20 protein-coding genes are annotated in these 20,941 nt (G+C 70.0%); 13 read left to right on the forward strand and 7 right to left on the reverse strand.

Annotated features, from left to right (window positions below):
• Window positions 1–45 precede the first annotated feature (45 nt).
• Entirely contained in the window at window positions 46–1,527 is a 1,482-nt protein-coding gene (locus ACIOKD_RS34070) for a tetratricopeptide repeat protein (protein ID WP_402091709.1), read from the reverse strand.
• 103 nt (window positions 1,528–1,630) lie between these two features.
• On the opposite strand from ACIOKD_RS34070, the gene ACIOKD_RS34075 reads away from it, so the two are divergent.
• A complete protein-coding gene (locus ACIOKD_RS34075; RefSeq protein WP_402091711.1) occupies window positions 1,631–3,106 on the forward strand; it encodes an FAD-binding oxidoreductase in 1,476 nt (491 codons plus the stop codon).
• A 94-nt stretch (window positions 3,107–3,200) separates the two neighbouring features.
• Here the strand turns inward: ACIOKD_RS34075 and ACIOKD_RS34080 are convergent, their stop codons facing one another.
• On the reverse strand, window positions 3,201–3,755 hold the full coding sequence (locus tag ACIOKD_RS34080; protein WP_402091713.1) for an SsgA family sporulation/cell division regulator: 555 nt from the start codon (window positions 3,753–3,755) through the stop codon (window positions 3,201–3,203).
• Window positions 3,756–4,018: 263 nt separating this feature from the next.
• Between ACIOKD_RS34080 and ACIOKD_RS34085 the strand changes: the two genes are divergently transcribed.
• Both ACIOKD_RS34085 and ACIOKD_RS34090 read left to right on the forward strand, forming a co-directional pair.
• On the forward strand, window positions 4,019–5,710 hold the full coding sequence (locus ACIOKD_RS34085; protein ID WP_402091714.1) for an RDD family protein: 1,692 nt from the start codon (window positions 4,019–4,021) through the stop codon (window positions 5,708–5,710).
• Between the two features lie 110 nt (window positions 5,711–5,820).
• A complete protein-coding gene (locus ACIOKD_RS34090) occupies window positions 5,821–6,462 on the forward strand; it encodes an RDD family protein (protein WP_402091716.1) in 642 nt (213 codons plus the stop codon).
• Between the two features lie 122 nt (window positions 6,463–6,584).
• Here the strand turns inward: ACIOKD_RS34090 and ACIOKD_RS34095 are convergent, their stop codons facing one another.
• Window positions 6,585–6,932, reverse strand: coding sequence for a hypothetical protein (locus ACIOKD_RS34095; protein WP_402091717.1), 348 nt, complete (start codon window positions 6,930–6,932; stop codon window positions 6,585–6,587).
• Between the two features lie 467 nt (window positions 6,933–7,399).
• On the opposite strand from ACIOKD_RS34095, the gene ACIOKD_RS34100 reads away from it, so the two are divergent.
• Both ACIOKD_RS34100 and ACIOKD_RS34105 read left to right on the forward strand, forming a co-directional pair.
• Window positions 7,400–9,751 carry an immune inhibitor A domain-containing protein gene (locus tag ACIOKD_RS34100; protein WP_402091718.1) on the forward strand — a complete coding sequence of 784 codons (2,352 nt, stop codon included), beginning with the start codon at window positions 7,400–7,402 and terminating at the stop codon, window positions 9,749–9,751.
• 121 nt (window positions 9,752–9,872) lie between these two features.
• The gene (locus ACIOKD_RS34105; protein ID WP_402091720.1) at window positions 9,873–10,205 is read left to right on the forward strand and encodes a hypothetical protein; all 333 of its coding nucleotides are present in this window, start codon (window positions 9,873–9,875) and stop codon (window positions 10,203–10,205) included.
• Between the two features lie 140 nt (window positions 10,206–10,345).
• On the opposite strand, the gene ACIOKD_RS34110 is transcribed toward ACIOKD_RS34105, so the two are convergent.
• Both ACIOKD_RS34110 and ACIOKD_RS34115 read right to left on the reverse strand, forming a co-directional pair.
• Entirely contained in the window at window positions 10,346–10,930 is a 585-nt protein-coding gene (locus tag ACIOKD_RS34110; protein ID WP_402091722.1) for a nicotinamidase, read from the reverse strand.
• 243 nt (window positions 10,931–11,173) lie between these two features.
• Entirely contained in the window at window positions 11,174–12,502 is a 1,329-nt protein-coding gene (locus ACIOKD_RS34115) for a nicotinate phosphoribosyltransferase (protein ID WP_402091723.1), read from the reverse strand.
• Between the two features lie 122 nt (window positions 12,503–12,624).
• Between ACIOKD_RS34115 and clpS the strand changes: the two genes are divergently transcribed.
• From clpS to ACIOKD_RS34150, 7 genes are all read left to right on the forward strand, one after another.
• On the forward strand, window positions 12,625–12,942 hold the full coding sequence (clpS, locus tag ACIOKD_RS34120; protein WP_402091724.1) for an ATP-dependent Clp protease adapter ClpS: 318 nt from the start codon (window positions 12,625–12,627) through the stop codon (window positions 12,940–12,942).
• 118 nt (window positions 12,943–13,060) lie between these two features.
• The gene (locus ACIOKD_RS34125; RefSeq protein WP_402091726.1) at window positions 13,061–13,666 is read left to right on the forward strand and encodes a DUF2017 domain-containing protein; all 606 of its coding nucleotides are present in this window, start codon (window positions 13,061–13,063) and stop codon (window positions 13,664–13,666) included.
• A gap of 376 nt (window positions 13,667–14,042) precedes the next feature.
• Window positions 14,043–15,518 (forward strand): amino acid permease, encoded by a 1,476-nt coding sequence (locus ACIOKD_RS34130; RefSeq protein ID WP_402091727.1) that lies wholly within the window; start codon window positions 14,043–14,045, stop codon window positions 15,516–15,518.
• A 108-nt stretch (window positions 15,519–15,626) separates the two neighbouring features.
• Window positions 15,627–16,049 carry a Mov34/MPN/PAD-1 family protein gene (locus ACIOKD_RS34135; protein ID WP_402091729.1) on the forward strand — a complete coding sequence of 141 codons (423 nt, stop codon included), beginning with the start codon at window positions 15,627–15,629 and terminating at the stop codon, window positions 16,047–16,049.
• Window positions 16,050–16,204: 155 nt separating this feature from the next.
• Window positions 16,205–16,306 carry a putative leader peptide gene (locus tag ACIOKD_RS34140; RefSeq protein ID WP_313904860.1) on the forward strand — a complete coding sequence of 34 codons (102 nt, stop codon included), beginning with the start codon at window positions 16,205–16,207 and terminating at the stop codon, window positions 16,304–16,306.
• Window positions 16,307–16,465: 159 nt separating this feature from the next.
• The gene (locus ACIOKD_RS34145; RefSeq protein ID WP_189775146.1) at window positions 16,466–16,744 is read left to right on the forward strand and encodes a MoaD/ThiS family protein; all 279 of its coding nucleotides are present in this window, start codon (window positions 16,466–16,468) and stop codon (window positions 16,742–16,744) included.
• Window positions 16,745–16,769: 25 nt separating this feature from the next.
• A complete protein-coding gene (locus ACIOKD_RS34150) occupies window positions 16,770–17,720 on the forward strand; it encodes a PLP-dependent cysteine synthase family protein (RefSeq protein WP_398286087.1) in 951 nt (316 codons plus the stop codon).
• A 189-nt stretch (window positions 17,721–17,909) separates the two neighbouring features.
• Here the strand turns inward: ACIOKD_RS34150 and ACIOKD_RS34155 are convergent, their stop codons facing one another.
• Entirely contained in the window at window positions 17,910–18,362 is a 453-nt protein-coding gene (locus tag ACIOKD_RS34155) for a type II toxin-antitoxin system PemK/MazF family toxin (RefSeq protein ID WP_402091731.1), read from the reverse strand.
• A gap of 191 nt (window positions 18,363–18,553) precedes the next feature.
• Between ACIOKD_RS34155 and ACIOKD_RS34160 the strand changes: the two genes are divergently transcribed.
• Window positions 18,554–19,306 (forward strand): MBL fold metallo-hydrolase, encoded by a 753-nt coding sequence (locus ACIOKD_RS34160; RefSeq protein ID WP_402091733.1) that lies wholly within the window; start codon window positions 18,554–18,556, stop codon window positions 19,304–19,306.
• 104 nt (window positions 19,307–19,410) lie between these two features.
• Here the strand turns inward: ACIOKD_RS34160 and ACIOKD_RS34165 are convergent, their stop codons facing one another.
• Window positions 19,411–20,676, reverse strand: a complete 1,266-nt coding sequence (locus ACIOKD_RS34165; RefSeq protein WP_402091735.1) for a PTS transporter subunit EIIC — start codon at window positions 20,674–20,676, stop codon at window positions 19,411–19,413.
• Window positions 20,677–20,941: the final 265 nt, after the last annotated feature.

Genomic DNA, 20,941 nt, shown 5'->3' on the forward strand with positions numbered 1-20,941 from the left:
GGAAGGCGGCGGACGCGACGTACCGGCACGGCCCCGACCCACCGACTACCGCCGCCCGCTCCCGCCCTCGCCCTCGCCCTCGGGCACACCCAACTCCTCCAGCGCCCGCAGAGCCACCGGCACCAACAGCGGCGAGAACACCGGACTGATCCGCAACGCCTCGCCAAGATGCCGCCGAGCCCCCGAGTCGTTCCCCAGCCTCCGCTCGATCACCCCCCGGTGGAACGAGTACAAGGCAACCCGAGCCCCACCCCCACGCACCCGATCCGTGGCCCGGGTCGCGAACCCGATCGCCTCCTTGTCCTTCCCGTCCCGATGCAACGCCCACCCCAGCGCATCAGCCACAGCCACCGAAGGATGCCGAGCCCACTCACCCCGCAACCGCCGCACCGCACCCCCCGCATCCCCGTGGTCAGCCTCGAAGAGCCCGAGCACCAGCTCCTCGTTCACACCGGCCGCGTCCCCCTCCCGCACCCGCGCCCGCAACACGTCGTACTGGGCCCGCGCGGCCCCGCCGAGCCCCAGCGACTCGTACAACTCTCCCAACTCCAGCGCGTACCGCGGCAACGGCTGCTTCGCCAGCGCGGACTGATACGCGAGCAGCGCCTCGGAGTCCCGCCCCAGCGCGGCCAGCGCCCGCCCCTGCCCGGCCCGCGCCGCATGCTCCCCGGGATCGGCCCGCAGCGCGGCCTCGAACGCGCGCAGCGACTCGGCGGGCTCCCCGCGCTCCCAGGCCGACTCTCCGACCCGCACCAGACAGTCGGCCTGCTCAGCGGGGGTAGCGGCCAGCGCCGCAGCATCGGACAGCGCGGCGGCGGAATCCTCCCGCCACCCCCTGTCCCGGTAGACGAGCCCGGCCCGCACCCATACCTGCGCCCCCGAAGTACGCCTCTCCGAGGGAAGCTCGACAAGCCGGGCCAACACCCGCCGCGCACCCTTGTAGTCCCCGAGCCCCCGATACGCGTCGATCAACGCCGGATACCCGGACCACCGCTTCGGCGAGGCGGCCACCGCCGCCTCCCCCCACCGCCGCGCGGCCCGGAAGTCGTGCCGCGCGTTGGCGAGCGCGGCCAGCCCACGGAACGCCTCGGCGTTCCCCTTCGGCCGCCCCTTCAACGACGTACGCAACGCCGCGTCGGCCTTCGGGAAGTACCGCGGCTCGGCGGTCCGCTCACCCCGCTCCACGTACGCGGTGCCCAGCTCGGCCCACGACCGCACATCACCCGGATGGGCCCGCAGATGCGCCTCGCGGTCACTGATCAGCGCGACCAGATCGGGCAGCGAGGCGGGCGCCCCGGACCCGACCGCGGTCACGGCCCGCGCCACGGGCCCGGGGGAGGGCGGCGGCCGACGGCCCTCGTCGGGCATCACGACCAGCACACCCCCCAGCACGAAGCACCCCACGACGGCCCCGGCCAGCACTCGCCGCGCCAGAACGTCACGCCGAACCGCCGACTCCGTCCGTACGCCGCTCGCCCCGACGCCCTCCATGCCGCTGTCCGTGCCACTGTCCACGCCGCTGTCCATGCCGATCACTGTGCGTCAATACGAAGAGCACACCCGGCCACCACCCCGGCACGGAAAGCCTCGCGCGGGCGGGGTTCACACCGATGGCCCCGAGTGCGACGCTGTGATCATGAGCCGTATCGAAGCCCGACCCGATGAAGACACCGTGGCGGTGGGCAGCGCCCCCGAACGTCTCACCGAAAACCTCACCGAAGACCTCACCGAAGACCTCACCGAAACCCTCATCGAGCGCCTCCTCACGGGCCTGCCGCCCGAGGCGCTCCTCACCGACCCGGACGTCACCAGCTCGTACGCCAACGACATGGCCAGCTTCTGCGAGGCGGGCACCCCCGCGGTCGTGGTGCTGCCGCGCACGGTCGAACAGGTCCAGCACGTCATGCGCACCGCGACCGACCTGCGTGTCCCGGTGGTCCCGCAGGGCGCCCGCACAGGCCTCTCAGGGGCGGCCAACGCCTCGGAGGGCTGCATCGTGCTGTCCCTGATCAAGATGGACCGCATCCTGGAGATCAGCCCCGTGGACCGGATCGCGGTGGTCGAGCCGGGCGTCATCAACGCCACGCTCTCCCGCGCCGTCAACGAACACGGCCTCTACTACCCGCCGGACCCCTCCAGCTGGGAGATGTGCACCATCGGCGGCAACATCGGCACGGCCTCGGGCGGCCTGTGCTGTGTGAAGTACGGAGTGACGGCCGAGTACGTCCTTGGCCTGGACGTCGTCCTCGCGGACGGCCGCCTGATGTCGACGGGCCGCCGCACGGCGAAGGGCGTAGCCGGATACGACCTGACGCGCCTCTTCGTCGGCTCGGAGGGCTCACTCGGCATCGTCGTACAGGCCACCCTCGCCCTGAAACCCCAACCGCCCCAGCAGCTGGTCCTCGCGGCGGAGTTCCCTTCCGGATCGGCCGCCTGCGACGCGGTCTGCCGGATCATGGAGGGCGGCCATATGCCGTCCCTCCTCGAACTGATGGACCGTACGACGGTGAAGGCCGTCAACGCCATGGCGAACATGGGTCTCCCGGAGAGCACCGAGGCCCTGCTCCTCGCCGCCTTCGACACGCTCGACCCCGCCGCGGACCTCGCCGTGGTGGGCGCGCTGTGCGAGGCGGCGGGCGCCACGCAGGTCGTACCGGCGGAGGACGCGGCCGAGTCGGAACTGCTGCTCCAGGCCCGCCGCCTGTCCCTCACGGGCCTTGAGGCGGTCAAGGGCACGACGATGATCGACGACGTGTGCGTGCCGCGCTCCAGGCTCGCCGAGATGCTCGAAGGGGTCGACCGGATCGCCGGGAAGTACCGGTTGACCATCGGGGTCGTCGCCCACGCGGGCGACGGCAACACCCACCCGACCGTCTGCTTCGACGCGAGCGACCCCGACGAGTCCCGGCGCGCCCGCGAGTCCTTCGACGAGATCATGGCCCTCGGTCTGGAGCTCGGCGGCACGATCACCGGCGAGCACGGTGTGGGCGTCCTCAAGAAGGAGTGGCTGGCCCGCGAGATCGGCCCGGTGGGCATCGAGATGCAGCGGGCGGTGAAGAAAGCCTTCGACCCCCTGGGCATCCTGAACCCGGGCAAACTCTTCTGACAGAACGCTCCCCTCCCCTCCCTCCCCTCCCTCCCCTCCCTCCCTCCCTCCCTCCCTCCCTCCCTCCCTCCCTCCCTCCCTCCCTCCCTCCCTCTCACTCCCCGTCCTTGGACTCGTCCGAGGGCCACGGATCGCTCAGCCACAGCTCGTCGACCGGAGCCGGCGCGAGCAGCTCGGCGAGGCCGTCGTCGATACCGAGCCGGCCGGCCTCGGTGCCCGGCGGGACCGCCCGCAGCGTGCGCTCCAGCCACGCCGACACCTGCGCGGCCGGCGCTTCCAGCAAGGCGTCCCCATCGGGTGAACTCAAGGCCATCAGGACGACGCCGCGCCCCCCGACCTTCGTCGGCCACGCGCGCACATCCCCGTGCCCGCACGGCCGGAACACCCCCTCGACGAGCAGTTCACGCGCGAAGGTCCAGCTCACGGGGTGATCGGTGCCGATGTGGAAGGTGACGTGGACGGCGTACGGATCGTCGCTGCGGTAACTCAGCAGAGCCGGAACGGGAATGCTGCGCTCGGGGGACAGCACCAACTTGAGCTCCAGCTCACGTTCCACCACGGCCGTGTCGCTGATCGTGCCGTCGTTCCTGCCGTCGGTCTTGCCGTCGTTCCTGCCGTCGTTCACATCGTTGTTCACGTCGTTGCTCATGCGGTCCGCTTCCTCTCGCGTCCGGGCCCGAAGGCCGGTCCCGTACGAGTGGAGAGGCCGCGGGGGCCGAAGCATTACGCCGGTTCGGAGAACTTCTTCGCAGGGCTCCCCGGACCGTCACGCCTATACCGCGCGGAGGCAGGAAAAGGTGGGGGAACCTTGCTCGAAGGGGGTAGGTACACCAGGAGCGGCAGTGGCGGTTGCGCTCGTCTGATAGATGTTGACGCTCAACACGACCCCCGAGCAGATACGGGACGACGGACATGAGCGCCCCAACCCCGGCCCCCGGCGACGACAGGCCCCGCGAGGGGTACTACCCGGACCCGTCCATTCCTGGATATGTCCGGTACTGGAACGGTGCCGCGTGGGTGCCGGGCACCAGCCGGCCGGCGCCCGGCGGCGATCCGGCCGCCTCGGCCGCGACCGCGCGGCCCGCACCCGTGTCCACGGAGGAGACGGGCCCGCACTTCTTCGACGAGGACCCGCCCGCCGCGGGCCCGTCGCCCGCCGAGGCCCAGCACGGCAGCCGCCCCGAACCGGCCACCGCGTGGGGCGCCGACCGCTCCCGGCAGACCGGCTTCGGCGGCGATCCGGACCGCCGGGTCCGCTGGGGTTCGCAGGACCCGCGCGTACCGTCGGAGTCCACGCAGCCCGCACAGCCGGCCCAGCCCGCGCCGCAGGCACAACCCGCACCCCAGACCCAGCCCCAGGCACAGCCACAGCCCACGTCTCAGGCGCAGCCCGACGGCAGGTCGGACCACACGGACGGTACGGCCACGTTCCAGGGGGCCGACTCCGAAAGCGACCCGGGGTCGCCCATGCCTCCCCCCTCCGCCGGCACAGTGGTCTTCCGCAGGCCCACGGGGCCGGTACACCCCACTGGTGCCGCCGGTGCGGCGGGACCCACGGGATCGGCCGGCGCCATGGGTGCCGGACGCGCGCATGTCGCGGGCGCGTCCGGAGCGGCGCGCGCGCAGACCCCGGGCACGGGGGCCGCCGCCCCCGGCGTCCCCGGCTCCCGCGAACCACTCGCCGCCGAGGGCACGATGAGCTTCAGGCGGACGTCGCAGCGGGCGGGACAGCAGCGCGGTACGCAGTCGGCCGCGGAACAGACGCCCATGGGCCCGGCCCAGCCCGCGGTTCCGGCGCAGCCGTCCCCCGCCGCCCCGACCCCGCAGCAGCAGTCCACGGCCTCCGTGCCCCCGAAGCCTGTCCCTTCACAGTCCCTCCCTTCACAGCCCGTCCCTTCACAGTCCGTTCCCCCGCAGGCTGTGCCCCCACAGTCCGTTCCCCAGCAGCCTGTTCCCCCGCAGTCCGCCGCGCAGGCGCCGATGAGCGCGGGTCTCGGCGGCGGACAGCCCTCCTGGGCCCAGCAGGTGCACCGCCTGGCCGGGGCGGACGAGGACCAGCCCGTGGTGCCGTGGAAGCCGGTGCGGGAGGACCCGTTCCAGGCGGTCGTCCGCTCCCAGGCGGAGGCGCGTCCGGCGGGGCTCGGGAAGCGGTTCGCAGCCCGTCTCGTGGACACGCTCGTGCTGGCCGCGGTCACCGGGGCGACCGCGGTTCCCCTGGGCACCAGGGCGCTGGACCACGTCAACGAGAAGATCGACGCGGCCAAGCTCTCCGGCGAGACCGTCACGGTGTGGCTGCTGGACGGCACGACCGCCCTCTACCTCGGCATCGTCCTCGCCGTCCTGATCGTCTTCGGCGTCCTCTACGAGGCGCTGCCCAACGCCAGGTGGGGCCGCACCCTCGGGAAGAAGCTGTTCGGCCTCCAGGTACGGGACATCGAGGGGGGCGACCCGCCGTCGTTCGGCCTGGCCCTGCGCCGCTGGCTCGTCTACAGCGTCCCGGGCATCCTCGTCATCGGTGTCGTGGGTGTCGTGTGGGGCCTGTTCGACCGCCCGTGGCGCCAGTGCTGGCACGACAAGGCGGCCCATACGTTCGTCGCGGGCTGACGGCACCCGGCGGCTGTACCGGAGGGCCGTTCCCAAGGGCCGTTCCGGCGGATACCCCGGACGGGCCGCCCCCCGTTGCGCGGTCGTAGGGTTCGCGGTCCACTCTGGACATGACCACCGAGCCGCCGCCCCCTCCGGACGACGATCCGTTCCGGAAACCGCCGGACGAGGACCCGTTCAAGAAGCAGCCGCCGCCACCCGGTCAGAGCGGCGGCGGCTCCCCGTACGGCGCCACACCGCCACCGCCCTACGGTGGCGGCGACCCCTACGGCGGCGGCCCGTACACCAACGATCCGCTCGCCGGGATGCCGCCGCTCGCCGACAGCGGCAAACGCGTCCTCGCGCGGATCATCGACATGATCCTCGTCGTCATCGTGGTGTGGCTGCTGACCTGGGGCTTCGGCGTCAACGAGTACGACATGGACGCGGACAGGATCCAGTACGGCAAGTCCTTCGGGCAGTCCCTGATCGCCCTGCTGCTCTACGTCGGGTACGACACCTTCCTGACGACCAGGTCGGGGCAGACCCTCGGCAAGAAGTGGCTGCACCTGCGGGTGGCGAACCTCGACAACGGCTCCACGCCCTCCGTGCAGACCTCGCTGGTCCGCGCGCTGGTGCTGTGGGTGCCGTTCGCGTTCTGCTGCGCGTGCATCTGGACCGCCGTCGCGGGCGGCTGGAGCTTCTTCGACAAGCCGTACAAGCAGGGGCTGCACGACAAGGCGGCCAAGACCGTGGTGGTCAGCACCGACTGAGCCGCCCGACGGCTGGCGGCGGGCGGCAAGCGGTGGACGGCAAGAGGCGGGCGACAGTCCTGTACAGCCGGGCTCGTGCCGGACGGGCCGCGCGGACCGTGCCCGTCCGGACGGGCACGGAGTCAGGCGCGTTCGCGTATCGGCTCGGACGCGCTCGCGGCGGCGACGGTCTCGCGCCGTGCCGAAATCTGCGGTTCCGGAACGCGCTGATCCGCAACTCGCTGATTCGGACCTCGCTGTTCCGTGACCGTGACCGTGACAGTGACTCGTGAGGGAGCGGCGGTCGTGGCCGTGACGGGCTTCGGTACAGGAACCGTCATGGCTACGAGGAGGCCGAGCGCGAGGGCGGAGAGCGCGATGATCACGACTCCCGGGCCCGAACTCGTCTGTGACAGCAGCAGCATGGCGAGCGTGGAGAAGAGCACGGTGCAGGAACCGTAGGCGAGCTGTGCGGCGGTCGGACGAGGCATGGCAGTTCCGTCCTCGGGGTGGGGGTCTCCCCCCGGTGCCCTTCGCGATGGGGGAGGTGCGAACAAGAAGCAAGACTGCGATAGCGGTGCCGCCTGGCAAATCACCGGATATCCGGCGCGCCGCCAACCGACTCTATTCGCCTGTCTGCCCGAGGGGAACGAGCAGTAAGCGTGACCTAACCCACGGTGCCGGTGCACGGGGGGCGCACGGAATCATGACTTCTGCCAACCCGGCTGTTCAACGCGCCTGTTGAGCGGTACACGGGATTCTCCGAGCGGACGGGTGCCGACGCGCGACGCGGAACCGCCGGTGCATAGCTCACTTGACCTGTCCAAGTCAAGGTCTGTCTTTTCTCCTTCAACTCCGATCGAATGTCGTCACTTGTGACGCGCATAGAGCGCGCGCGGACTCCATAACCTGGACACCCTCCTTCCGCGCGCCCGGGCGTGAGGGAGGACTGCATCAAGTGACCAGCAGACCATGGACGTTCAGAGCGGCCGCAGTGGGTGTGGCGCTCACCGCGGCAGCCGCCACGTTCTCGACCTTCGCGGTGGCGCAGGCCGCCGACGCCGGCGACCAGCCGGCCGCGGCCGCGAACCGGCAGGACCCGGCACGCGCCGGGGACGACGCCGAGCATGAGCACGACCTGAAGGGGCCCCTGACCGACCGTCAGGAGGCTCAGCGCGAGGAGGCCCTCAAAAGGGTCATCTCCGGCGACGCCAAGGCCGTCGAGCGCAACGGTTCGCAGGTCGTGAAGCTCCAGAACGGCAAGTACGTGGAGCTCGGCCGTGAGAAGACCGACGAGATCTTCACGATCCTGGTGGAGTTCGGCGACAAGGTGGACAGCCGCTACGGCGGCACCCCCGGGCCGCTGCACAACCAGATAGCCGAGCCGGACCGTGCCGAGGACAACAGCACGGCCTGGCAGGCGGACTACAACACGGCACACTTCGAGAAGCTCTACTTCGGCACCGGCAACGGTGTCGAGTCGATGAAGAAGTACTACGAGAAGCAGTCCTCGGGCCGCTACTCCATCGACGGCACGGTCTCCGACTGGGTCAAGGTGCCCTACAACGAGGCCCGCTACGGCTCCAACAAGTGCGACCCCGACACCTGCGCGTGGAACGCCGTCGCCGACGGTGTCACCGCCTGGGTCGACGCCCAGAAGGCGGCCGGCAAGTCCGACGCCGACATCAAGTCCGAGCTGTCCGCCTACGACAAGTGGGACCGCAACGACTTCGACGGCGACGGCGACTTCAACGAGCCCGACGGCTACATCGACCACTTCCAGATCGTGCACGCCGGCGAGGACGAGTCCGCGGGCGGCGGCGCCCAGGGCGACGACGCGATCTGGGCCCACCGCTGGTTCGCGTTCGGCACCGACGAGGGTGCCACCGGCCCCACGGGCAACAAGATGGGCGGCGCGCAGATCGGCGACTCCGGCATCTGGGTCGGCGACTACACGATCCAGCCGGAGAACGGCGGACTCGGCGTCTTCGCCCACGAGTACGGCCACGACCTCGGTCTGCCGGACCACTACGACACGACCAACACGGCCGAGAACTCCACCGCGTTCTGGACGCTGATGTCCTCCGGTTCGTGGCTCGGCACCGGCAAGGACGCCATCGGTGACCTGCCCGGCGACATGACCGCCTGGGACAAGCTGCAGCTCGGCTGGCTGAAGTACGACACGGCGAAGGCCGCGACGCGCTCCACCCACACGCTGGGCGTGGCCGAGTACAACACCAAGAAGGCCCAGGCGCTGGTGGTCGAACTGCCGAAGAGGTCGGTCACCACCGAGGTCGTCGCCCCGGCCGAGGGCGCCACCCAGTGGTGGAGCGGCAGCGGCGACAAGCTCAAGAACACGCTGGCCCGTTCCGTGGACCTCACGGGCAAGTCCTCGGCGGCGCTGACGCTCGACGGGTACTACGACATCGAGACGGACTTCGACTACCTCTACACCGAGGTGTCCACCGACGGCGGCGCCAAGTGGACGGCGATCGACGGAACGGTCGACGGCCAGGCGATCCCGCGTGACGCCAGCGGCAGCCCCGCGCTGACCGGCACGTCGGCCGCGTACACGAAGCTGTCGTACCCGCTCGACGCCTACGCGGGCCGGAAGTTCGACCTGCGCTTCCGCTACTCCACCGACGGCGGCGTGGCCCAGAAGGGCTTCGCGGCGGACCGCATCACCGTCACCGCCGACGGCTCGGCGCTCTTCTCGGACAACGCCGAGACCGCCGACGCCGCGTGGAAGTCCAACGGCTTCTCCCGTATCGGCGCGTCCTTCACCAAGGACTACGCGCAGTACTACATCGCGGAGAACCGCCAGTACGTGTCGTACGACAAGACCCTGAAGGTCGGCCCGTACAACTTCGGTTTCGCGTCCACGCGTCCGTCCTGGGTGGAGCACTTCCCTTACCAGAGCGGTCTGTTGATCTGGAAGTGGGACACCTCCCAGCGCGACAACAACGTCAGCCAGCACAAGGGCACCGGCCTGCTGCTGCCGGTGGACGCCCACCCGACGGCGCTGAAGTGGACCGACGGCACGCTGATGCGCAACCGCATCCAGTCCTACGACTCGCCGTTCAGCTCGTACCGGACGGACGGTCTCACGCTGCACAAGGCGGACGTCGCGACGAAGATCAAGTCGCAGCCGGGCAACCGGATCTTCAACGACCGCACGAACACGTACTACGACACGGCCAACCCGACCGGAGGTGTCAAGATCACTGACACCAACACCAAGATCGCGATCGTCAAGGAGCCCCGCGATGGCTCGACGATCACTGTGAAGGTGTCGGCCGCGACGAAGTAAGAGACGTTTACGCAGGTCAAACCATGATCGGCCGTGACCCCCTGGCGGGTCGCGGCCGATCGTGTTTAGGTGCGTCCTGTGACTCTCTTATTGACACCGGATCTCGCGGGGGTATGACCGAATGGCCGCAGGAGGCTTCTGCAAGCTGCCGAACGGCACCGTCGTGGTGGCGCTGAACCTGCCCAGACCGCTCGCCGCGGGCAGCGGTTCGGTGCGGGTGCTGGTGCATGCGCACAACCGCGCCCGCGCGTTGACGCGGCTGCGCAACCTGGGGTTGCGGGCGGTGTACCTGCGCGGCAACGGGCAGCCTCCCACGCCGGACGAGATCACCGCCGTCCTGCACCATCCCGATGGGCTCATATGGCGTACGGCGCCGGGGGTGGACGCTGTCGCGGCCGAACTCTGGCACCCGATCCGCACGCTGATACGACGGCCGGCCGCACCGACCCCGTAAGGGCGCGCCCCGCAGGGCGGACCATGCATGGTCGGGTGCATGGTTGGGTGCGGGTGCGGGTGCGGGTGCGGGTGCGAGGGCGTCGTGGTGGCGGGCCGCGCCGTTCCCCGCACCCCTAGGAGGCGGCCCCTGCGGGGCCCTCAGCCCACCGGCTTGCCGGTGAGTTCCACGCCTGCTCCGCGGAGGTCGTCCAGGGCCTGGGACGTGGTGTCCGGGGCCACCCCGGCCGTGAGGTCGAGCAGGACCTGGGTGCGGAAACCCTCCCGCGCGGCGTCCAGGGCCGTCGCCTTCACGCAGTGGTCCGTGGCGATGCCCACGACGTCGACCTCGGTGATCTCACGCGTGCGCAGCCACTCGCCCAGCGAGACGCCGTTCTCGTCGGCGCCCTCGAAGCCGCTGTACGCCGCCGAGTACGCGCCCTTGTCGAAGACGGCGTCGATCGCGCCGGAGGCGACCGCCGGAGCGAAGTTCGGATGGAAGCCCACCCCCTCGGTGCCGGCCACGCAGTGCGCGGGCCAGGAATGGACGTAGTCGGGGTTGTCCGCGAAGTGGCCCCCGGGGGCGATGTGGTGGTCGCGGGTCGCCACCACGTGGCGGTAGCCGGCGGGGGCCTGCCCGATCAGTTCCGTGATCGCGGCGGCCACATCCGCCCCGCCGGGCACCGCGAGGCTGCCTCCCTCGCAGAAGTCGTTCTGGACGTCTACGACGATCAGGGCGCGGCGCATGGGCGGTGTCCTTTGGCTTGGCATCGGCGCTCCGCGGGGGAGGCCGGTGGAGTCGTGCGGGCCGGCGGGGGCTGGTCGCGCGGTTCCCCGCGCCCCTTCAGGGCGCGCTGGTCCGCGTGGCCGAGCCCGACGAATTCGCGGGTATGGCAGTGGGTGCGGTGCGGTCGTTGCCGTTGCCCTTCCCGGCTTACCGGCCCTTCACTCCAGTACGGGGCCGGTACAGCGAGTACGGGTCCGCGTGTCTCACACGTACTCGGTCGGAATGACGGCTTCCCCCCGTGACAGCTGGGTCGCCGAGAGGGGCAGGTTCGCGCGGGCGCGGGCGTGCCGTTCGCGTACGACGTCCAGCGGCTCGCGTGCGACGACCTGGCCGCCCTTGACGAGCCGCACCAGGAGCTGACTGTCGACGAGCTCGGCCGGGACCGCCCCCAGGCCGATCACCTCGGCCTCGGCGACCCCGTGCGCGTCGAGCCGCCGCGCGGCCCACTTGCGACCGCCGATGGATGTCTTGCCACCCGAGGACTTCTTGGCCACCGGCACGAGCGGAGCCTTGGGGTCCGCCGACTCGGCACGCGCGACGATCTTGTAGACCATCGAACACGTCGGATGGCCGGAACCCGTCACCAGCTGGGTGCCCACCCCGTACGCGTCCACGGGCGCCGCGGCCAGCGAGGCGATCGCGTACTCGTCCAGGTCCGAGGTCACGATGATCCGGGCCTTCGTGGCGCCCAGCTCGTCCAGCTGCTGCCGTACCCGGTGTGCCACGAGCAGCAGGTCACCGGAGTCGATGCGGACGGCGCCCAGCTCGGGCCCGGCCACCTCGACGGCCAGCCGGACGGCCTCGGCGACGTCGTACGTGTCCACGAGCAGCGTGGTACCCCGGCCGAGCGAGTCCACCTGGGCCCGGAAGGCGTCCCGCTCGGTGTCGTGCACGAGGGTGAAGGCGTGGGCGGACGTGCCGACCGTCGGAATGCCGTAGCGGAAGCCCGCGGCCAGGTCCGAGGTGGTCGTGAAGCCGCCGACGTACGCCGCGCGGGACGCCGCCACCGCGGCCAGCTCGTGGGTGCGCCGGGCGCCCATCTCGATGAGCGGGCGTCCGCCGGCCGCCGAGGCCATCCGGGAGGCGGCCGCCGCGATGGCCGAGTCGTGGTTGAGGATGGAGAGGATCACGGTCTCCAGGAGCACGCACTCCGCGAAGGAACCCTCGACCCGCAGGACCGGCGACCCGGCGAAGTACACCTCGCCCTCCGGGTAGCCCCATACGTCGCCTCCGAAGCGGTACGAGGCCAGCCACTCAAGCGTCGGCTCGTCCACGACGTTCCGCTCGCGCAGGAAGCCGATGACGTCCGCGTCGAAGCGGAAGTTCTCCACCGCGTCCAGGACCCGCCCGGTTCCGGCGACGACACCGTAGCGGCGGCCCTCGGGCAGCCGGCGGGTGAAGACCTCGAAGACCGAACGCCGGTCGGCCGTGCCGCCCTTGAGAGCGGCCTGCAGCATGGTCAGCTCGTAGTGGTCCGTGAAGAGAGCTGTCGACGGCACATCCACCGGCAGTCCCAGGTCCGCAGTGTTCATGACCAGGATGCTACCCCTATCTCGTCACTCTGACGATTTCTAGGTCCTGTGATGTGCGGCTCGCCCGCGGGGCGCACGATGTGCGGGGCTCGTTTGGCCGGGCACCCACCTGTGGTGGCAGCATGGGCCGTGTGACGGCTCCCGCACCCCTAGAGACCGAGAAGACCGAGTCGGCCGAGGAGGTCTTCGCCGTAATCGAGCCCGACGTTCCCTGGGTGACCATCGTCCACAACGATCCGGTCAACCTGATGAGCTACGTGACCTACGTCTTCCAGTCGTACTTCGGGTACTCGAAGGAAAAGGCCACCAAGCTGATGATGGACGTGCACCACAAGGGCCGGGCCGTTGTCTCCAGCGGCACCCGTGAGGAGATGGAACGCGATGTGCAGGCCATGCACGGCTACGGTCTGTGGGCCACCCTCCAGCACGACCGGAAATGACCCGACCGGACATCGCGAGCCCGGACATCGCGAGGCCGGACACGGCAGGACCGGCACCCGCCCGACGCCGACGCGGTACCCGACGCCCGCGCAGTACTGGAAGTAGCGACGCAACCTGATGCCAGGACACTTCGAACCGCTCCCCGGCGGCGGCGCGGCCGTCGCGCTCGACGAGGTCGAGATCTCCATCATCCGCTCCCTCGCCGTACAGCTCCTGGAGCTCATCGGACCGGGCCCCGGCGGGAAGGTCTCCGACGACCCGCTCGCCGAACTGTTCGCGGAGGGACCGAGCGAGCCGCCCTCGGACCCTGTGCTGAAGCGCCTCTTCCCGGACGCGTACAGCGGCCCCGACGTCGAGGCCACCTCGCCCGAGCAGGCCGAGGAACAGCGCGCGTACTCCTCGGAGTTCCGCCGCTTCACCGAGAACGACCTGCGCGCCGGCAAGCGGGACAACGCCCTCGTGGTGATCCGCTCGCTGGACGGCGTCGCGGCGGTGGGGGAGGGGGGAGCGGTCCTGAAGCTGACGTCCGAGGAGTCGAAGCAGTGGCTCAGCTGCCTCAACGATCTGCGCCTCGCGATCGGCTCCCGGCTGGACGTCGTCGACGAGGAGGACACGGACCTCCTCTACCGGCTCCCCGACGAGGACCCGCGCAAGCCGATGGTGATGGCGTATCTGTGGCTCGGCGGGCTGCAGGAGACCCTGGTCGAGACGCTGATGAAGTGACATCGAGACGCTGATGAAGTGACATCGAACGTTCGCTCAGCGGACGCTCAAATCCGGATAACGATCACATCACCACCCGGGCCCGCTATGTGGGTCCGGGTGTTCTATGTCCGCTTCTGCCTGTGGCATGCGCTACAAGCGGCCCGAACGACGAATATTGCGGCCGTGATAAATCTGCACGATCGCTCGGCGGGACACCACCCACGTCCTGCCGGGTGCGCCACTGATCCGGCAACAGCCGGCCAGGCACGAGCGGCCTCGGGAAGGCCGTTCAGCGGGCTCGGGGAGCCCGCTCGACTCCAGTAATCCGGGGGGATCGGAAACCGGACCGAAGCCGACGAAGGCTCGGGACGGTATGGAGAAAGGCGCATGGCACATGACCTCGGTGCAGGTCGGCAAGCACGACGACGAGTGGGGCGGCAACGGCGTCGCCGACGGCGACACCCCGGACGGGAACGCCCCCGGAGAGGGCTACGAACGCGGGCTCGGCAGCCGTCAGGTCCAGATGATCGCGATCGGCGGCGCCATCGGCGTCGGCCTCTTCCTGGGAGCCGGGGCGAACATCGCCAAGGCGGGCCCCAGCCTCATCCTCATGTACGCCCTCGCGGGCGTCATCATCTTCTTCATCATGCGGGCCCTCGGTGAGCTGCTGCTCTACCGCCCGGTCTCGGGCTCCTTCGCGGAGTACTCGCGCGAGTTCCTCGGCCCGTTCTTCGGCTACTTCACCGGCTGGACGTACTGGCTGATGTGGGTGGTCACCGGCATGGCGGAGCTCACCGCCGCCGCGATCTACGTCAACTACTGGTTCCCGCAGATCCCGCAGTGGGTCACGGCCCTGGCCTTCCTGGTCGTGCTCTTCGTGGCGAACCTGATCTCCGTCAAGCTCTTCGGCGAGATCGAGTTCTGGTTCTCGATGGTCAAGGTCACCGCGCTCATCGGCATGATCGTGATCGGCCTCGGCGTACTCACCTTCGGCTTCAGCTCCGCGGGCGACACCGCCGCCGTGTCCAACCTCTGGGCCTTCGACGGCTTCTTCCCCAAGGGCATCGGCTCGTCCCTGATGACCCTGCAGGGCGTGATGTTCGCCTACCTGGCCGTCGAACTCGTCGGTGTCACCGCGGGTGAGTCCGAGAACCCGGAGAAGACCCTCCCCAAGGCGATCAACACCCTGCCCTGGCGCATCGCCCTCTTCTACGTCGGCGCGCTCACGGTCATCCTCTGCGTCGTGAAGTGGACGGAGTTCGCGCCGGGCGTGAGCCCCTTCGTCGCGGCCTTCGCGAAGATCGGCATCCCGGCGGGCGCCGGCATCGTCAACTTCGTCGTGCTGACGGCGGCCCTGTCCTCCTGCAACTCCGGCATGTACTCCACGGGCCGCATGCTGCGCACCCTGGCGGACAACGGTGAGGCCCCGAGGATCTTCAACAAGCTGTCCTCCACCAGGACGCCCGCGTTCGGCATCACCGTCTCCGTCCTCTTCATGGGCGTCGGCGTGATCCTGAACTACATCGTCCCGGAGAAGGCCTTCGGTTACGTCGTCTCGGTGGCCACCGCGGCCGGCATCTGGACCTGGCTCATGATCCTCATCAGCCACATCCTGTACCGCCGCGCCGTCGACGCGGGCCGTCTGCCCGCCTCGCCCTTCCCGGCCCCCGGCGGCTCGAAGTTCAGCTGGGTCGCGGTCGCGTTCCTGCTCTTCGTCACCGGCCTCATCGCCTACGACGCCGACTCCCGCGTCTGCCTGTACGTGATGGCCGGCTGGGCCGCCGCGCTGGGCATCGGCTGGGCCGTGCTGAAGTCCCGCAACCCGGAGGTCACCGAGCGCCGCGAGCCGGAGTTCGAGAAGGTCGACTGACGAAGACCCGTCGGCTCCGCTTCCGACGGCGCGGCCCTCGCCGCCCAGCATGTGGGCAGCCCCGTACCACTCTCCGGTACGGGGCTGCCGTCTGCCTATCCTGGCCCCATGCTGACCATCACCCAGGCCCTCGTCGACCAGATCGTCGCGCACGCGCGCCAGGACCATCCCGACGAGGCGTGCGGCGTGATCGCGGGCCCGGAGGGCACCGGCCGTCCCGAGCGATTCATCCCCATGCTGAACGCGGCGATGTCGCCCACGTTCTACGAGTTCGACTCCGGGGACCTGCTCAAGCTGTACCGCGAGATGGACGACCGCGACGAGGAACCGGTCGTCGTCTACCATTCCCACACGTCCACCGAGGCCCATCCCTCCCGCACGGACATCTCCCTCGCGAGCGAGCCGAACGCCCACTACGTCCTCGTCTCGACCGCCGACACCGACGGACTCGGAGAGTTCCAGTTCCGCTCGTTCCGGATCGTGGACGGCGAGGTCACGGAGGAGGAGGTCACGGTGGTGGAGGCGTACTGAGCCCGCACGGACACCGTCCGGTGCGCGTCCGGTTCGCGCCTGGTTCGCTCCCGGGTCCACCCGATCCCGCATCCCATCCCGCATTTCGGGCAGAATTCATCCACTATCTGAGATCACATTCCGGGACCCGGACCGGGAATCGATACGATGAGCCCATGGTTTCCCACGACGTGAGCGACAAGACGCCGGGCATGCTGCTCGTGGCGCGGCTGCACGTCGATCTGTGCAGGCTGCAGAGCGCCATCTGTACGCGCTGAACCCTGCCGCCGTACGGCCGTGGGAGCCTCGGCTCCGCACGGGGCCGCGACCGGCGCCCCCTGCCCTTCCCGGCGCGGTTTCCGCACGCACCGCCTCGCGCACCCCACCCAGACCCGAGTCGCCTTCCGACTTCCGCTTTCCGACAGGAGCCCGCAACCATGGCCATCGAGGTCCGCATCCCCACCATCCTCCGCACCTACACCGACGGCCAGAAGGCCGTCGAGGGCGGCGGGGAGACCCTTGCCGCGCTCTTCGCCGACCTCGAAAGCCGCCACACGGGCATCCAGGCCCGCATCGTGGACGGGGGCGAACTGCGCCGCTTCGTGAACGTGTACCTGAACGACGAGGACGTCCGCTTCCTCGACGGCATCAACACCAAGCTCACCGACGGCGACAGCGTCACCATCCTGCCGGCCGTCGCCGGCGGCATGGTCTGACCGGGCTGCCGGGCTCTGATCACCGATGCGCTACGACTCCCCGCTGGCCGCGGTGGGCAACACCCCGCTGGTGCGCCTGCCGCGGCTCTCGCCGTCCGCCGACGTCCGTATCTGGGCGAAACTTGAGGACCGCAACCCGACCGGCTCGGTCAAGGACCGCCCCGCGCTCCACATGGTCGAACAGGCCGAGAAGGACGGTCGGCTGACACCCGGCTGCACGATCCTCGAACCGACGTCGGGCAACACCGGCATCTCGCTCGCCATGGCCGCGAAGCTCAAGGGCTACCGCATGGTGTGCGTCATGCCCGAGAACACCTCGCAGGAGCGGCGGGACCTGCTCGGCATGTGGGGCGCCCGGATCATCCCCTCCCCGGCGGCCGGCGGCTCCAACACGGCGGTGCGCGTGGCGAAGGAGCTGGCCGCCGAGCATCCCGACTGGGTGATGCTCTACCAGTACGGCAACGCCGACAACGCGGGCGCGCACTACGCGACCACGGGCCCCGAGATCCTCGCCGACCTGCCGTCCGTCACGCACTTCGTCGCCGGACTCGGCACCACCGGAACGCTGATGGGCGTGGGCCGGTTCCTGCGCGAGCACAAGCCGGACGTGAAGATCGTCGCGGCCGAGCCGCGCTACGACGATGTCGTCTACGGGCTGCGCAACCTCGACGAGGGCTTCGTGCCCGAGCTGTACGACGCGTCGGTGCTCACCACCCGTTTCTCGGTCGGCTCGGCCGACGCGGTGACCCGTACGCGGGAGCTCCTCCAGCAGGAGGGCATCTTCGCCGGGGTGTCCACCGGGGCCGCGCTCCACGCCGCGATCGGTGTGGGCCGCAAGGCCGTGCAGGCGGGGTCGCCCGCCGACATCGTGTTCGTCGTGGCCGACGGTGGGTGGAAGTACCTGTCGACGGGCGTCTACACGGCGGAAACGACGGAAGAGGCGATCGCCACGCTGCAGGGGCAGCTGTGGGCTTAGCCGGGGATCTGTTCTCGTCACCGACTCGGGGGCCAGCCCCCGAACCCCCGGTCCTCAAACGCCGGACGGGCTGAAGATGTCGCCGGACGGGCGGATATCCTCAGCCCGTCCGGCGTTTGAGGACGAGCGCGCAGCGCGACAGGGGGCGAGGGGGCGAGGGGGCGAGGGGGCGAAGCCCAGGGAAAAGCCCTACCGCGCGAGGTGCCGCACCTGGTCCCAGACCCGCGCGTCCACCGCACCCACCCGCCGCCGGAACTCCCGCACCGGCACTCCCCGCAACTCACCCGTCTCCAGAAAACTCGCGCGCCCCCGCGCATCCCCCACCGACCCCGCGGGCAGCGCGATGACCCCGTCCCGCCCGTCGTCGTGGTACTTCGTCGTGATCTTCGCGACGACGGCCTTGCGCCCCCGTACCGACAGGACCAGACAGGGCCGGTCCTTCGCCCCGGGCCCGTCCTCGAACGGCACGTTCGCCCACCAGATCTCAGCCGGCTGAGGCCGCGCCGAACGCCGGACACCGTCGGCCCGCCCGGGCGGGCGCCGCGTGGACGGCTTGCGCCCCCGCCCCCACCCGTCCACGAACGTCGCCACGGCCGCGAGCAGCACCACGGCCACCAGCGCCAGCCACCACGACATGTTCATGCGTAGGACGGTACCCGTCAGGACCGAGCCCACGCCCGTGCGCCCCCGAACCGGTGACACCGCAGGTGAGTTCCCCCACAACGGCCCTCGACGGAGGAGCGACCCGCCCTTTCGCGCCTTACGCTCGACGGACCGCACGACCCCTGTCACGACCCCCGTCTTCACTCCCCGCCCGCGGAGGTTTCCGCTCTATGAAGCTCACCGTCGTCGGCTGCTCGGGGTCGTTCCCGTCCGCGGAATCGGCCTGTTCGAGCTACCTCGTCGAGGCCGACGGCTTCCGGCTGCTTCTCGACATGGGCAACGGTGCCCTTGGCGAGCTGCAGCGCCACTGCGGTCTCTACGACCTCGATGCGATCTTCCTCAGCCATCTGCACGCCGACCACTGCATCGACATGTGCGCGTACTTCGTCGCGCGCTACTACCGCCACGACGGCGGCCGCTGCGATCCGATCCCGGTCTACGGACCCGAGGGCACGGAGCAGCGCCTGACCACCGCGTACGCGGACACCCCCTCCGCCTCCTCCATGAGCGAGGTCTTCGACTTCCACACGGTCAAGCCGAGCTCCTTCGAGATCGGCCCCTTCTCGGTGCACACCGAGAAGGTCAGCCACCCTGTGGAGGCGTACGGCATCCGTGTGGAGCACGGCGGCCGGTCGCTGACCTACTCCGGGGACACGGGCGTGTGCGACTCGCTCGACGAACTGGCCCGGGACACGGACCTGTTCCTCTGCGAGGCCGCGTTCACCCACGGCAAGGAGAACATCCCGGACCTGCACCTCAACGGCCGCGAGGCCGGCGAGACCGCGACCCGTGCGGGCGCGCGCCGCCTCGTCCTCACCCACATCCCACCGTGGACGGACCCCCAGGAGAACCTGGACCACGCCCGCCAGGCGTTCACCGGCCCGGTGGAACTGGCGGCGCCGCGAGCCACGTACGAGATCTGAGCCCGCGGGCACGTCGGGCGGTTCCCGCCCCCGTGAACGCGGAATTCCCCGGACAGCCCGCAGGCGGTCCGGGGAATTCCCTTCGGTCGAGGAGGGCCTCGGGGCTACTTGGCTTCCGCCTTCTGCAGCTCGGCGAGTTCCTCGTCCGACTCACGGCCCGGAGTCGGGAGGTTGAACCTGACGATCGCGAAGCGGAAGACCACGTAGTAGACGACCGCGAAGCACAGACCCACCAGGACGAGGCCCCACGGGTTGGTCGCGATGCCCAGGTTGAGGCCGAAGTCGACCGCGCCGGCCGAGAAGCCGAAGCCGTCCTTCATACCGAGCGCCCAGGTCAGCGCCATGGAGACACCGGTGAGGACCGCGTGGATCGCGTACAGGACCGGCGCGATGAACATGAACGTGAACTCGATGGGCTCGGTCACGCCCGTGACGAACGAGGTCAGCGCCAGGGAGAACATCATGCCGCCGACGACCTTGCGACGCTCGGGGCGGGCGCAGTGGACGATGGCGAGACAGGCCGCGGGCAGGGCGAACATCATGATCGGGAAGAAGCCGGTCATGAACTGCCCGGCAGTCGGGTCACCGGCCAGGAAGCGGGAGATGTCACCGCTCTTGCCCTCGTACTCACCGGCCTGGAACCAGGGGAAGGAGTTCAGCAGGTGGTGCATGCCGATCGGGATCAGCGCGCGGTTGGCGACACCGAAGATGCCGGCGCCGACAGCGCCCGAACCGACCAGCCACTCACCGAAGTTGTGCAGACCGGTGCCGAGGACCGGCCAGATGTAGCCGAAGACGATGCCGAGCAGCAGACCCGCGAAGGCGGACAGGATCGGGACAAGGCGGCGGCCGCTGAAGAAGCCCGCCCAGTCGGGCAGCCTGGTGCGGTGGAAGCGCTGGTAGAGCAGGGCCACCACGATGCCCATGACCACACCGCCGAGGACCTTGGCGTCCACGGGCGCGTCGACCATGACGACCTTGCCGTCGACGGCCTTCGCGACCTGCGGCAGGTTCTTGTCGGTGAACGTGGCCAGCACGTTCTTGAAGACGAGATAGCCCGTGACCGCCGCGAGGGCCGTGGAGCCGTCCGACTTCTTCGCGAAGCCGATCGCGATGCCCACGGCGAACAGCAGCGCCATGTTGTCGAGGATCGCGTTGCCGCCCGCCGCCATGAAGCCGGCGATCTTGGTTATGAACGCCGGGAACGACTCGCGCCCGAGCATGTCGGTGTTGCCGAGACGCACCAGGAGCGCTGCCGCGGGCAGGACGGCGACGGGGAGCATGAGGCTGCGACCGATGCGCTGCAAGACAGCCATCGCGCCGGAGCCCTTCTTCTTCGCAGCCGCGGGAGCGGCGCTGGCCGTGGACACAACTTCCTCCTGGGTGTCCCCCCGGCCACGGGGCCGGGGGAGGGCAGAGCGCCGCCTGCGGACAGGGAAAAGGGAGACGGCAGCGTCTTCGGGGAACGCGGTCAATGACCACGTGGTCTACACCACTCAGTGGTGTAGACCTGTTGTAGCACGGTGAAGGTGAGATAAGGAACCCGCCAGTTTTGTGACCCCGGCCGTAGCGGGACGGTCGGCTCATATCGTTATGAACGCGGCCCAGGGGCGCGCCGAAGGGCCCCCGGAACGG

This window comes from Streptomyces sp. NPDC087844 (genome assembly GCF_044742785.1).
Taxonomy (GTDB): Bacteria; Actinomycetota; Actinomycetes; order Streptomycetales; family Streptomycetaceae; genus Streptomyces.